At 60.2% G+C, this 13,790-nt stretch carries 9 protein-coding genes; 8 read left to right on the plus strand and 1 reads right to left on the minus strand.

The features are described 5' to 3' along the window. Positions 1 to 11: 11 nt before the first annotated feature. The 7 genes from FG323_RS13590 to FG323_RS13615 all read left to right on the plus strand — a co-directional run bounded on the left by FG323_RS13590 (position 12) and on the right by FG323_RS13615 (position 9,101). Entirely contained in the window at positions 12 to 515 is a 504-nt protein-coding gene (locus FG323_RS13590; protein WP_141455199.1) for an Lrp/AsnC family transcriptional regulator, read from the plus strand. Between the two features lie 130 nt (positions 516 to 645). Next, entirely contained in the window at positions 646 to 2,478 is a 1,833-nt protein-coding gene (locus tag FG323_RS13595; RefSeq protein ID WP_141455200.1) for an N-6 DNA methylase, read from the plus strand. Next, positions 2,475 to 3,728 (plus strand): restriction endonuclease subunit S, encoded by a 1,254-nt coding sequence (locus FG323_RS13600; protein ID WP_141455201.1) that lies wholly within the window; start codon positions 2,475 to 2,477, stop codon positions 3,726 to 3,728. Before FG323_RS13595 ends, FG323_RS13600 begins: the two co-directional genes overlap by 4 nt. Then, on the plus strand, positions 3,725 to 6,673 hold the full coding sequence (locus FG323_RS13605; RefSeq protein ID WP_141455202.1) for an HsdR family type I site-specific deoxyribonuclease: 2,949 nt from the start codon (positions 3,725 to 3,727) through the stop codon (positions 6,671 to 6,673). Before FG323_RS13600 ends, FG323_RS13605 begins: the two co-directional genes overlap by 4 nt. A 41-nt stretch (positions 6,674 to 6,714) precedes the next feature. Further along, complete coding sequence (locus FG323_RS13610; RefSeq protein WP_255431464.1) at positions 6,715 to 7,002, plus strand: M48 family metallopeptidase; 288 nt, start codon at positions 6,715 to 6,717, stop codon at positions 7,000 to 7,002. 604 nt (positions 7,003 to 7,606) lie between these two features. Continuing rightward, the gene (locus tag FG323_RS19725) at positions 7,607 to 7,912 is read left to right on the plus strand and encodes a hypothetical protein (RefSeq protein ID WP_181444225.1); all 306 of its coding nucleotides are present in this window, start codon (positions 7,607 to 7,609) and stop codon (positions 7,910 to 7,912) included. A 199-nt stretch (positions 7,913 to 8,111) separates the two neighbouring features. Further along, positions 8,112 to 9,101 (plus strand): cyanophycinase, encoded by a 990-nt coding sequence (locus FG323_RS13615; protein WP_181444226.1) that lies wholly within the window; start codon positions 8,112 to 8,114, stop codon positions 9,099 to 9,101. A 174-nt stretch (positions 9,102 to 9,275) separates the two neighbouring features. On the opposite strand, the gene FG323_RS13620 is transcribed toward FG323_RS13615, so the two are convergent. After that, complete coding sequence (locus tag FG323_RS13620; protein ID WP_141455205.1) at positions 9,276 to 10,139, minus strand: hypothetical protein; 864 nt, start codon at positions 10,137 to 10,139, stop codon at positions 9,276 to 9,278. Between the two features lie 389 nt (positions 10,140 to 10,528). Between FG323_RS13620 and FG323_RS13625 the strand changes: the two genes are divergently transcribed. Beyond that, positions 10,529 to 13,525, plus strand: a complete 2,997-nt coding sequence (locus tag FG323_RS13625) for a TonB-dependent receptor (protein ID WP_141455206.1) — start codon at positions 10,529 to 10,531, stop codon at positions 13,523 to 13,525. Positions 13,526 to 13,790: the final 265 nt, after the last annotated feature.

The following is a 13,790-nucleotide window of genomic DNA, read 5'->3' on the forward strand; positions in this document are numbered from 1 at the left end:
GCCGGACAGCCATGACCGCCAAAACGCCGGACCGCATCGACCTGAAGATCCTGGATGTGCTGCAGCAGGACGCGCGCATCACCAACCAGGCCCTGGCCGAGCGGGTCGCGCTCTCGCCCAGCGCCTGCCTGGCCCGCGTGCGCACGCTGGAGGCCAAGGGACTCATCCGCGGCTACCGGGCCCACGTGGCGGTGGACCGCATCCGCTCCGCGACCGTCGTGCTGGCCCAGGTCTCGTTCAAGCAGCACGCGCTGGAAGAATTCACCGAATTCGACCGCCGCATCCTGGCCATGCCCGAGGTGGTGGAGGCCTGCCGGATTTCAGGCGCGTACGACTACCTGCTGCGGGTCATCGTCAACGACGTGCACCACTGGAAAGACATCGCCCGCCTGCTGCTCGGCGGCGACTACGGCGTGGAGAAGATCGTCTCCTACTTCCTGATGGACGAGGTCAAGCCGTTCAGTGGGTATCCGCTGGTGGAGGCGGCGACGACGCAGCGTGGGGGTGGGGGTTGATCTGAGTGGCTCAAGAAATCAGCCACTTACGACAGAGTGGTCGCCGGTGGGACTGAGCAGCTCGCTGAGGCTATTTCAAGAATGTGCGAAAGGCTTGACAATAATTTGCTATATGTCAAATATATCAAATATGACAAATAAAGCCGCGACCGCCCACATCCTCCGCGCCATCCGGGCCAAGCTCGACCTGACTCAGGAACAGCTTGCCGACCGGCTTGGTGTTTCCTTCGCCACAGTGAACCGCTGGGAAGGCGGGACAAGCAAGCCCCAGCGCGCTCAGGCAGCGGCTATTGCTGCGCTGGCCTGGGAGGCTGGAGTCGAAGAGGGGGAGGCAGCCGAGGCTGGTGCCGTCCCCGCTTTGGCACGCCGCACGCGTACCCGTGCCGGTGTGGTGCCCTCGACCAAGTCGATGGAGCAGATGCTCTGGGACGCGGCTTGCTCCATTCGGGGGGAGAAGGACGCCGCCAAATTCAAGGACTACCTGCTCCCGCTCTTGTTCCTGAAGCGCTTGTCAGACGTGTTCGATGACGAAATTGCGCGCCTAGCCGAAGAGTACGGTGACAAGGCCACTGCGCTGGAAATCGCCGAAACGGATCACTCGCTGCTGCGGTTCTACTTGCCGCCCGAAGCGCGCTGGACGGTGATCAGCGGACGCGAAACCTACAACTGGCCGGTGGACGACAAAGGTCGCCCCACGGCCCCACGCGACATTGGCGAGCACCTGACCAAGGCGGTGCGCGCTGTGGTCAAACAGAACCCCGACCTCTCGGGTGTCATCGATGTGGTGGACTTCGCGGCGGAGCGCAATGGCGAGCGCGATATCAACCCCGCCAAGTTGCGGGGTGTGGTCGAGACTTTCTCCGACCCGCGCTATCGCCTCGGCCTGGCCGATGTGCAGCCGGACTTCCTGGGCCGTGCCTACGAATATCTGCTACGCAAGTTTGCCGAAGGCTCGGGTCAGAGCGCTGGCGAGTTCTTCACCCCGACCGAGGTGGGCTTCTTGATGGCGCACATTCTGCGCCCGCGCCCTGGCGAAACCTGCCACGACTATGCGTGCGGCTCGGCGGGCCTGCTCATCAAGCTGCAGCTCGTGGCGCGCGAACTCGATCCAACCAGTCGCGTCCCGGTCAAGCTCAGCGGCCAGGAGCTGCAGGCCGAAAGCTTCGCAGTGGCGCGCATGAACGCCATCATCCATGACATGGAGGTGGAGCTGGCGCGCGGCGACACCATGATCAATCCCAAGTTCCGCGATGCCAGCGGGAAGATTCGTGGGCACGACATCGTGGTGGCCAACCCGATGTGGAACCAGCCGTTCGCGCAGGACTTGTTCAAGAACGACCCGTTCGACCGCTTCCAGACGGCTGGTGGCATCACCAGCGGCAAGGGCGACTGGGCCTGGCTGCAGCACACGCTGGCTTGCCTGTCTGCAGATGGTCGTGCGGCGGTGGTGCTGGACACTGGTGCGGTGACGCGCGGCTCCGGTAGCAAGAACGAGGACAAGGAGCGCAACATCCGCAGGTGGTTCGTCGACAACGACCTGATCGACGGTGTGATCCTGCTGCCCGAGAACTTGTTCTACAACACCACGGCGGCAGGCGTGATCGTGGTACTGAACAAGCGAAAGCCGATGGCTCGCAAGGGAAGGATCACGCTGCTCAACGCCAGCAAGCACTTCCGTAAGGGCCGGCCTAAGAACTATTTGCCAGAGGAAGACATCAAGCTTCTAGCGGCGGCTTACCTCAATGGCGAGGTGGTGGAGGGTGAAGTTGCGGTCATCACCACACAGCAGGCGGAGGACGCGGACTACAACCTAAGTCCGAGCCGATGGGTGTCAAATGGCGGCGAAGGCGATGCCAAGGACTTGGGAAAGTTGTTGAAGAATTTTCAGGACTGCCTCGTTGCAGAGAAGGCGCTTGAGGCCGATTTGCAAGCCGCGCTCATGAAACTCGGAGCATTGGCATGACTACCGGTGACTCTGCGGCTTTCGGCCAGCTTTGCGACCTAGTTTCCGTTCAACGGAATCCAAACGACATTCCGGAAGCGACGTATCTCGGACTAGAGCACTTGGCTCCAGGACGTATGAGAACCATCGGATCTGGACGTGCCGCCGACGTGCAAAGTCACAAGTTCGCCTTTCAGCGTAATGATGTGCTGTACGGCAAGCTCCGTCCCTACTTGGATAAAGCCGTGCTTGCGGATGGCGATGGTGTATGCACGACGGAACTTTTGGTGTTCCGTGCCAAGCCCGGCGTCGACCCTCGGTACTTGGCCTGTGCGGTTCACGCTCCCGCTTTTATTGAGCACGCCATGTCCGGCGTAACAGGGGCACACCATCCGCGTACGTCGTGGAGCCATCTCGCTCAATTCGAGTTGCCTCGCCACGATGATCGGGAGCAGGCGGCCATCGCGCGATTGCTGTGGGACGTAAACGACTTGCTTATTACGTACGAATCGGCAATTGAGAGCGCGGAAGAGCTTAAGCGTGCCGCCATGACCCAGCTGTTCACACGCGGCCTGCGTGGCGAGGCGCAGAAGGAAACCGAGATCGGGCTGATGCCGCAAAATTGGGAGGTTGTGTCACTCGGCTCACTTGGCAAGATTGGCAATGGCTCGACACCCAAGCGGACGGTTCCAGCATATTGGGTTGGCGGCAAGTTTCCGTGGCTGACGAGTGCCAAGGTCTATGACCGCGAGATTGAGCAGGCAGACCAGTTCGTCACCGAAACGGCATTGGAAGAATGCCATCTGCCGAGGGTCAAACCAGGCGCTGTATTAATGGCGATTACCGGTCAGGGCAAGACCCTTGGCCATTGCGCAGTTCTCAACATCGAAGCCACCATCAGCCAACACGTCGCGTACGTTCAGACCGACATCGAGCGAGCAGTGCCGGGGTTCGTCCGGGGCTACCTCGAAACCCAATACGACAATCTTCGGCAGGTGGCATCAGGCGGTGGCAGCACGAAAGGCGCATTGACCTGCGTGTTCCTGAAAGACCTACCGTTCCCGCTGCCTCCCACGCTCGACGAACAGCGCGAAATCGTCGCCATCCTCGACGCCCTAGACCGCAAGATCGCCTTGCACCGGCAAAAGCGCGCCGTGCTCGAAGAACTGTTCCAGGCCCTGCTGCGCAAGCTGATGAACGGCGAGATTCGTGTCGCCGACCTGGATCTGTCGACACTGACAGAATCGCAAGCCACGGAGGTCGCGGCATGAGCAGGCCCTTGAAAATCAGCGAAGCGGGCACCGTGCAGTTTCCGATGGTCAAGCATGCCGTCGAAGTCGGTTGGACGCCGATCACACCTGGGGACGCCCGCGCCAAGCGCGGTGGCGATGCGGGCACCTTTTTCCGCGACGTGCTTGAAGCCAAGCTCGCCGCCTTCAATCCCTGGCTGACGCCAGATGCTGTTCGGACGATCGTCGAAACCTTGGACGCCTTCCCGGCGACTATCGACGGCAACCGCGAATTGCTCTCCTGGTTGCGTGGAGAGCGCTCCTGGTACGACGAGGAGGAAAAGCGGCACCGTCCCGTCACGCTAATCGACTTCGGTCATCCGGCCGCGAATGAATTCCACGTTACTTGGGAGTGGAAGATAAAGCCGCCTGCACGATCCAAGGGCAACCGCGCCGACGTGATGTTTGTGATCAACGGCATCCCCGTGGTTATCGTCGAGCACAAGAACCCGAAAGACGGGAGCGCCATCGAGCGCGCCATAAAGCAACTGCGCCGCTACGAGATCGAAACACCGGAGCTGCTGGCAACAACCCAGTTGTTCAACGTCACTCATCTGCTGGACTATTGGTATGGCGTGACCTGGAATGCTACCCGGCGCGACATGGCACGCTGGAAGCAGGCGCCGGAGGAAACCTACCGCTTCGCGGTCCAGGCGTTCTTCGAACCGACCGACTTCCTGCGCACCCTGCAGCATTGGATTCTGTTCTATGTGCAGGACGGCGAAACCCGCAAGTCCGTGCTGCGCCAACACCAGCGCCGCGCCATTGATGCCATCCTCGACCGCTGCGCCGATCCCGCCAAGAACCGCGGCCTCATTTGGCACACCCAGGGCTCTGGCAAGACGTTCACTCTGCTAACGGCCGCGCGCTTGATCCTGGAGGATAAGGCCCGCTTCGACAATGCCACCGTTCTGCTGGTGGTAGATCGCACCGAACTGGAAGGCCAGCTAAAGGGCTGGGTCGAGCGCTTGCTGGGCGAAATGCAGCAGCAGGACATCGCTGTCCGGCGCGCAAACAATAAGGCGGAACTGCAGGCCCTACTGGACGCTGACTTCCGCGGCCTGATCATCTCGATGATTCACAAGTTCGAGGAGGTCCGCAAAAACAGCAACCAGCGCGAAAACGTCTACGTCTTCATCGACGAGGCGCATCGCTCCGTGGCCAAGGACCTGGGCACGTACCTGATGGCGGCCTTGCCCGAGGCCACCATCATCGGGTTCACCGGCACGCCTATCGCCCACAGCGCCCAGGGCGAGGGCACGTTCAAGATTTTCGGTACTCAGGACGACACCGGCTATCTCGACAAGTATTCGATTGCCGAAAGCATCGCCGACGAGACCACACTGCCCATTAAGCATGTGATGGCCCCCAGCGAGATGACCGTCCCTGCGGAGCGGTTGGACAAGGAATTCTTTGCCCTGGCGGAGGCCGAAGGCGTCACCGATGTAGAGGAGCTTAACAAGGTGCTCGACCGCGCCGTAGGCTTGCGCACCTTTCTCACCGCTGACGACCGCATCGAAAAGGTAGCGGCTTTCATCGCAGAGAACTTCCAGGAAAACGTGCTGCCATTGGGTTACAAGGCGTTTGTCGTCGCGGTCAACCGCGAAGCCTGCGCCAAGTACAAGCAGGCGCTGGACAAACTTCTGCCGCCGGAGTGGAGTGCGCCGGTCTATACGCCGAACGCGGCGGACGTGATCGATCGCCCGCTGGTGGCGAAGCTCCAGCTTTCCGACGAAGCCGAAGAGCAAGTGCGCTTGCTGTTCAAGAAGCCAGCCGAAGACCCGAAAATCCTGATCGTCACCGACAAGCTGCTCACCGGCTACGACGCGCCGCCGCTTTACTGCCTTTATCTCGACAAGCCCATGCGCGACCACGTGCTGCTGCAATCTATCGCGCGCGTGAACCGGCCCTATGTGGACGCTAACGGTGTGCAGAAGCGAGTCGGACTGGTAGTGGACTTCGTCGGCGTATTGCGTGAGCTGAAGAAGGCGCTGCAATTCGACTCCAGCGACGTGGGTGGCGTGATCGAGGACTTGGACGTCCTGTTGCAGGACTTCCTGCAACGCATCGCGCAGGCCAAGCAGGAATACCTCGATGCCAACGTGGACGGTGCACCGGACGAGCGGTTGGAAAAGCTGGTGTTCGGTCGTTTCCTCGAACCGGAAGCGCGCAAGACCTTCTTCGAGCAGTACAAGGAAATCGAGGCGCTGTGGGAAATCCTCTCGCCCTCGCCGGAACTGCGGGATCACATCGCCAGCTACAAGCAGTTGAGCCAGCTTTACGCGGCGGTGCGCAATGCCTACGCGGAGAAGGTTGGCTTCGTCGCCGATTTGGCTTACAAGACGCGGCGGCTCATCGAGGAAAGTGCCGAGCAGCAGGGCTTGGGGCGGCTGACTAAGAGCGTGACCTTCGATGTGGCGACGTTGCAATCTTTGCGCGGCGACAAGGGTTCGGACGAGGGCAAGGTGTTCAACCTCGTGCGTGGCTTGCAGAAGGAAATCGACGACGATGCCGCAGCCGCGCCGGTGTTGCAGCCGTTGAAGGAACGCGCCGAACGCATCCTGAAAGACCTAGAGGAGCGCAAGACCACGGGCCTTGCCGCGATGGATCAGCTTGCGGCGCTGGCGGCAGAGAAGGATGCCGCGATGAAGGAGGCGCGCGACAGCGGCCTTTCGGCGCGGGCCTTCGGCGTGTTCTGGGTGCTGCGTGAGGACGCTGCGGTCAAGGCGGCTGGCTTGGACACAATGGCGCTGGCGAAGGACATCGAGGAACTGTTGGGCCGTTTCCCCAATGCTCAGGTCAATCCCGACGAGCAGCGCCGCTTGCGCGCGGCGATTTACAAGCCATTGCTTGGATTGCCGCCCGAGAAACGTGCGCGCACCGTCGATCTAGTACTCGGATTGCTGATCGAGGATTCGGACGGATGAAGTCACCCATTTACCCAGAGCAAGAACTGAAACGTCGCGCAATGGCGTGGGCGCTAAAGCTAAAGGTAAATCCTCGGGTAGTTCGAGTGCAGGAAATGCGTCGAAAGTGGGGATCCTGCTCTTCGTCGGGGATAGTCACGTTGGCCTGTGATCTCCTCGACCAGCCGCCAAAATTCCAGGACTACGTGATCGTTCACGAGTTGCTGCACCTGCGCTATGCAACTCATGGGCGGGTCTTTAAAGCGTTGATGAGCGCGCATGTTCCGGGGTGGCAGGTGATGGAAGCGAGACAGATCCGGGATCAAACGTGCACCGATGGTAGAAAGTGATTTCGACAAATTGAGAAGGTATCCGGGCGAAGGCTTTCCATTTGGTATATGGAAACTCGCTTTCAGCATGGAACGCATCCTTATCTGAGTAACTTTCCTGTTCATCGCTTCGGTCGCGAGCGTCGAATATCCTGCGAGACATGTGTGCGTTCGACCACCCCTGCACAACCCATTAGCAACGGATTTTCACGTCTCGGGAACTAGCCGTTGTATGAGATATATGAAGTGATGAGGGTCGATTGCCGGAACCACACTAGCAAGCGTTGCAACAAACAAAACAAGAGTTGCAGGACGAGAGAGTCACTCCACTAACATTGAACGCCAAAGCATTGAACATGCTCGATAGCGAAGGCAGACTCGCCTCTGGAGTCTAGAAACTCCTTCGTAACGTAGAGTCGCTGATGAAGTTTTAGGTGACTCTCATTGGTACCAGCACCATATCGGTACTCCGACGCATGTCAGATCTGCGTCGGGAGGGCGGCTAATAAAACACCTCTTCTTGAGGGAATACGCCCGCCGACGTTACGCGGTTTTCTAGCCTCCCGACATCCCCGTTTGCGCTTCAGCGAACGGGGTTCTTTCCCCACGGACTGGAGTACCGCCGATGAGTTCTGATGCCCCCGCAACCCCGTTGCCACGCACGGGCTATTTCTTTTCCGAAGCCGCGATCTACGAGCTGAAGCAGTTGCGCAACCAGCTCAATCTGATGAGCTGTCTCAGCGCCGCGTGTGGTGGCGACGAGGACAACGAGCCGACCATGGCGATTCACCGTTGGTATGCGAGCTTCGAGAACATGGAGCGCCAGGTGGATCGGATCATGAGCCAGTCGGAGTGGATATCGGTCCGGCCACCCGAGGCCGGCGATGGGTCCGAGCGAAAGGTGCTGAAGCGCAAGCGCGCGATGCGCTAGCACCGGGCGACGGTCATGCCAGGGCGATGTGTTCCGCCCTGGCATGCGTTGACGGGGCAGGGCCTGTCCTGGAGAGCCAGGGTACGGGCGTAAGAGGGGTTTCGGGCCTGGCGCCCGCACGCGACCGCCTGTCGCGGTGCGTGGGGGATTGGGACAACTGGCTCGTCTGGGTTTTTGTCACCCAACGATGAGGTGTTCCATGCGCAGTCTGCTGCTGTTCCTGTTCGCTTCGGTCCTGGCTACTTCCGCGATGGCCGGCAAGGCCCCGCCTTACACGTATGTCCGCGTCGGCAGTGCGAGCGATGTCTCGCCGGCCACCACGTCCGGCACCGTCCTGATGGGCGGCGGCAGCGATGTGGATGCCGCCTTCCAGTGGCTTTGCAACCGGGGCGGCAACGGGGATTTCCTGATCATCCGCGCCACCGGCGCCGATGCCTACAACCCGTACGTGCAGGGCCTGTGCCCGAACGCGAACTCGGTCGCCACGCTGATCATTCCGGACGCGACGGCGGCGAACCATGCGGACGTCGCGGCCATCATCGCCAAGGCGGAGGTGGTGTGGATTGCCGGCGGCGATCAGTCCAACTACATCAATTTCTGGAAGGGCACGCCGGTGCAGTCCACGCTCAACGCGCGCATCGCGCAGGGCGTGCCGGTGGGCGGCACGAGCGCCGGCCTCAACGTGCTCACCCAGTTCGTCTACAGCGCGAACGCCAGCCAGGGCGCGACCAGCAGTCAGGCCCTGGCGGATCCGTTCAATCGCTACCTGACCTTCGACCGCGACTTCGCCGCGGTGTCGACGCTGCAGGGCATCATCGGCGACCCCCACTTCGCCGCCCGTGACCGCATGGGCCGCAACCTCGCCTTCCTGTGCCGCGTGGCGGCCAATGGCTGGAGCTCCGCGCCGCGTGGCATCGCCGTCGATGAAGCGACCGCCTTGCTGGTCGCCAACGGCGGCTATGCCAGCGTGGTCGGCACCGGCAAGGTGTACTTCCTGCAAGCGCCGGGATTGCCGCAGGTGTGCTCGGCCAAGCAACCGCTGACCTACCGCAACATCGGCGTCGCACGCATTGCCGCCGGCGATGGCTTCGATCTGGTCACCTGGGCGCCGGTCGGTGGAGCCACCTACACGGTCACGGCCGAAGCCGGTGTGCTGAGTTCCACCCAGGCGGGTGGTTCGGCTTACTGAGGGCCGGTCCGGACAGCCCGTGAGATCAACACAAGGTTTGTGAAGTCTGAGACTTATGGCCAGACTTTTGTTGTTACTTTTAGGGTTTATGAGTAAAGAACTGGCAATAAAATCCTGTTCGCCTAACTGCGGCCACACGAATGTTAAAGGGCGTAGTGGCCGGATATCTCGATATCAATCTTCTCCCTCACCCCTAAACTCTTCCGGCAAAGTAGATGGTGTGAGTGCTAGCAATACGGGTTGCGGCACAAGGTCCAAGAGCGAAAGTGTAAACGCAATCGGGAAAGTTCGACGTTTATAGTATTGAAGAACCCAAGAGTCACCATAAAGATCAACATATATTGAGCAGTAGTAGGCGAGCTCTCGAGTGAGTGAAATAACCGGGCTGAACTCGGTTATCCACTGAGTGCGTGTCATTGCGTATGAGCCAGACTTGCCGCCCATCCGTTTGTTCATTTCGACCGCATTGGATATCAAGCTAACAATATTTCTTTCGGTTAGTACTTCATGCCTAGACGTGAAGGTGTTTTCAACTCTGACGGAGTTTCCGCCATGTTGCAGGCCGATATGAAGACCATGCCGTACCGGTGTCTTCAAAAGTTCTTCAATGCGAAAAACGACAGAATCGAGACACTTCTGAATATCCCGAAGTTCCTCGTTCTTCAACGCTATCGCCAGCTGTTTCTCTGTTATCCGAGTTTGATTTATAGCTTCCTCTGTCTGCCGGCCAAGCTCAAGTCGTTGAAGGGCTAGTTCGCGACGATTGTCTTCTGACTCCTTTCGAGTGATCTGCAGTGTGCGAAGAACAAGAATGACGGTAATGAATCCGATCATGGGATTCATGAGGCCACCAAAGTAATCGCCGAAAGAACCCCAGATGTTCTGATCGCCAGCAAGGTAAGCGCCAAATCGCCATCGATAAAAGAAAACCACCACAAGAGCCGCGAAGGACAGCGGAACAATGAAGCGAAGAGCGTACAGGCCTTCCTTTTCTTGGGGAGATTCTGTGGCCTTACGTGAGAAGCCATCCATTGACATAACGCTCAAGTTCCTCATTGGTGATGAATGAAATTATTCGGACGAATTTGATTCATAGACTTGTACCCACCGCAGTATCCTATGCGGCAACTAGCCTAATCCGGATGCTTGAATAGTACGACTCTTGCCTAGGGCGATGTGGATACTTGGCGCTGGCTTGTGCCTCACGAGTTTTTAGCTTTCTAGCGCTAACAATGAGCCCATGGTGCAGCATGCTCTCTACAGGACCGCGCAAGCTTTGAGTCTGAATCCTGTTCGCGAGAATGTGAGATTAAATACTTTGAAATCAAATACTTGCAACTGAATCTTTCTCTTCCTATGGTCGTTGCCGGTCCGCGTCGCGCGTTCGCGCACGCGGACCGTTTTTCTGCAAACGACAGAGGGGAGTCATGCAAGTCCGTAACCAATCCAGGTTCAAACACCACCCACTCCGGGGAGCGGTACTGCTGGCCTTGGCCGCGTGCGTTCCGGTTGCCGCCATCGCCCAGGAGTCCGAATCACCACCGGCCAGCGAAACCACCGACCTCGACAAGGTGACGGTCACCGGTTCGCGCATCCAGCGCGTGGGCTTCGTCACCTCATCGCCGGTGATGGCGATCAGCGCGGAGGAAATCCGGGCACTGGGCGCGACCAACATCGGTGATCTGATGGCCCGGATGCCGCAGTTGACGCCCACCTACACGCTGGGCAACTCCACGCGCTTCATCGGTACGGCAGGACTGGGCCTGCTGGATCTTCGTGGCATGGGAACCTCGCGCACGCTGGTGCTGGTGAACGGTCGGCGTCATGTCGGTTCCAGCCCGGGCTCGACCGCGGTGGACACCAACACGATTCCGGTGGAATGGATTGAGCGGGTCGAGGTCATCACGGGCGGCGCTTCGGCGGTCTACGGTGCCGATGCGGTGGCCGGCGTGGTCAACTTCATCATGAAGAAGTCCTTCGACGGTTTCGAGCTTCGCGGCCAGCATGGCGCGGCCGAAGAGGGGAGTTTCAACCGCTCTTTCGTCAGCTTCTCGGCCGGGCGCAACTTCGCGGATGACCGGGGTTCGGCTGCCTTCTCGCTGGAATACAGCAAGCAGGATCGGTTCGGACGTGGCGATCGCAAGATCGGGCGTGAATACCTCATCACCGTGCCCAATCCCAACTACGACCCGTCGCGGCCGCCCACCCAGGACAACCCGCAGAACCTGTATCAGGGACCCGGTGGCCTGCATTCGCTGTCCAACGGCGGCACCTTCACCCTGGGGCGTTTCGACTTCCGGGACCCGGCCACCTATGGCAACCGCTACCTGTTCAATCCCGACGGGACCTTCCGTCCCAACCGCTACGACGGGGTGGTGACCAGCAATTCATCGTGCGTGGATTGCGACTTCCTTGATCTGGATGCCGTGGCGAATCTCCAGCCGGCGTTCGACCGGACCAGCTTCAATACGGTCATCAACTTCGATCTGAATGACGCGCACCGGCTGTTCTTCGAAGGCAAGTACAGCAAGACCGAGTCCCACTACCTCGGGCAATCCAGCTTCGACCAGCCCATCCGCATCCGGCGCCAGAACCCGCTGGTATCCGCCGAGCTCGGCGCGTTGATGGACCAGCACGGCGTCAGCCTGCTGTCGTTGAACCGTTTCAACCTCGACGCGGGACGCCGGGGCGAGGAGGTCGACCGCCAGACCGTGCGAGCCGTTTTTGGCGTGGAAGGCTTTCTGGGCAAGGACTGGACGTACGAGGCGTCCGTCAACTTCGGCCAGACGACGATTGATCGAGTCAACTTGAACAACCGTATCAACGAGCGCTGGCAGGCGGGACTGGACGTGGCCCGCGACGGAAACGGCAACCTGGTCTGTCGGACCACGCTCGATCCGTCAGCGATCAATCCGCACACCGGCGCGGTCTATTCGCCGCTCGCCCGCACCGGTTGCGTGCCTTTCAGCGTCTTCGGCCATGGCGCGGTCAGCCAGGAAGCCGCAAACTGGTTCAACACCAACTCCTTGAACAGTTCCAAGCTGGAGCAACGGGTGTTCACCGCCTCGGTGGCCAACAGCACCCTGTTCACGCTGCCGGCGGGCGATGTCGGCTTTGCCGGTGGCGTCGAGTACCGCAAGGAGACCAGCCGCGAGAATACCGATCCGTTGTCGGCGCTTGGTTTGACCTTCCTCAACGCCATTCCCAGTCAGGGTGGCGAGTACGCGGTCAAGGAGGTCTTTGCCGAGACCACTGTTCCGCTGCTGGCTGACCTGCCCGGCGTGGAGCGATTGGCTCTGGATCTGGCGGGACGCTATTCCGACTACAGCAACATGGGATCCACGACCACCTGGAACGTGGGCATCGACTGGACCGTCCTGCCTTCGCTGCGCTTCCGTGCCACCAAGGCCCGCGCCGTCCGCGTGCCTTCCATCGGCGAGCTTTACAGCGGGCAGATGGAGAACTACGCGTTCATCGCCGATCCCTGCAACTACAACCAGGTCAACTCGAACCGGCCCGACACGGCCAAGGATCCGGCGCTGCGGCGGGCGAACTGTTCGGCACTGGGTATTCCGGTGGGTTGGGTCGACAGCTTCAGCGCCACCCGGCCGGGCATCAGCGGCGGCAATCCGAAGCTGCAGCCGGAAACCGCGGAGAGCCTGTCGTTCGGGTTTGTCTGGCAGCCCGAATTCCTGGAAGGATTCGGCATGTCCGTGGATTACTGGCGCGTTACCCTGGAAGACGCCATCGGGCGTGTCACCGGACAGACCAACGCCACCCGCTGCGTGGATTCGCCCAGCGGCATCGACAACAAGTTCTGCTCGTTCATCACCCGCGCCCCGGTGGGTGGGTATACGGATGCCAAGGGCAACGACTTCCCCGCCTACAGCATCACGAGCTGGACGGGCATCAACGAGAACATGGCGAAGTCGCGCCGGGAGGGCATCGATGTGGAGATGGACTACCGCTTCGGCCTGTTCGAGGGCGATGCGGTCGTGCGCTTCACCGGCACCCGGATGCTGCAGCACCGCGAATGGAGCTTCCAGGACTTCCCGGACGAGTTCGAGGAGTACGTCGACTCGATCACCTCGCCCCGCTGGCGCGCCAACCTCCAGGCCAAGTACAACCGCGGCAACTGGCGCGGCTCCTGGGACGTGAACTTCGTGCACCGGAACCTGCGCGTCAGGCCATCCAGTTACGAGAGCAACCCAGGATCAGCCCGACCGATCCGAAACGCGTCCCACGCCGTCCACAACATGCAGGTCGGCTACCGATTCGCCAAGGCGGACGTCAGCACCTATCTCGGCATCGACAACGTCTTCAACCGCAACCCACCGCTCAACTACTTCGGCTCCGGCACCGGCTCCGCCCTCTACGACAGCATCGGCCGCCTGCTGTATGTGGGCGCGACCTATCGGTTCTGAGTTTCCCCACGATCCCCTTGGACCCGGCGCAAGCCGGGTTTTTTTGGCAAAGACAACTTGGACCCTACTAGCGAGATGGAGTAACACGAACTAAGTTGATGAAAGTAAAGGAAGGCATCGGTTAATCGAGCCGCATCGGGGTGAACATAAAAAACTGGCACCCTTACCTAGGATGACGCCCACACCTTGCTGCAGGACTGGAAGGAGTGGAAGTGGTGGAAATGCGCTGAGGCGTGCCAGCGGGTATTCTGTGCCTCGACCGTGG

The organism is Pseudoxanthomonas sp. z9 (genome assembly GCF_006542425.1).
Lineage (GTDB): Bacteria > Pseudomonadota > Gammaproteobacteria > Xanthomonadales > Xanthomonadaceae > Pseudoxanthomonas_A.

What these genes read in the sequence shown, in the direction of transcription:
- FG323_RS13590 (WP_141455199.1), top strand. Translation starts at nt 12, where the DNA reads ATGACCGCCAAAACGCCGGACCGCATCGACCTGAAGATCCTGGATGTG.
- FG323_RS13595 (WP_141455200.1), top strand. Translation starts at nt 646, where the DNA reads ATGACAAATAAAGCCGCGACCGCCCACATCCTCCGCGCCATCCGGGCC.
- FG323_RS13600 (WP_141455201.1), top strand. Translation starts at nt 2,475, where the DNA reads ATGACTACCGGTGACTCTGCGGCTTTCGGCCAGCTTTGCGACCTAGTT.
- FG323_RS13605 (WP_141455202.1), top strand. Translation starts at nt 3,725, where the DNA reads ATGAGCAGGCCCTTGAAAATCAGCGAAGCGGGCACCGTGCAGTTTCCG.
- FG323_RS13610 (WP_255431464.1), top strand. Translation starts at nt 6,715, where the DNA reads ATGGCGTGGGCGCTAAAGCTAAAGGTAAATCCTCGGGTAGTTCGAGTG.
- FG323_RS19725 (WP_181444225.1), top strand. Translation starts at nt 7,607, where the DNA reads ATGAGTTCTGATGCCCCCGCAACCCCGTTGCCACGCACGGGCTATTTC.
- FG323_RS13615 (WP_181444226.1), top strand. Translation starts at nt 8,112, where the DNA reads ATGCGCAGTCTGCTGCTGTTCCTGTTCGCTTCGGTCCTGGCTACTTCC.
- FG323_RS13620 (WP_141455205.1), bottom strand. Translation starts at nt 10,139, where the DNA reads ATGTCAATGGATGGCTTCTCACGTAAGGCCACAGAATCTCCCCAAGAA.
- FG323_RS13625 (WP_141455206.1), top strand. Translation starts at nt 10,529, where the DNA reads ATGCAAGTCCGTAACCAATCCAGGTTCAAACACCACCCACTCCGGGGA.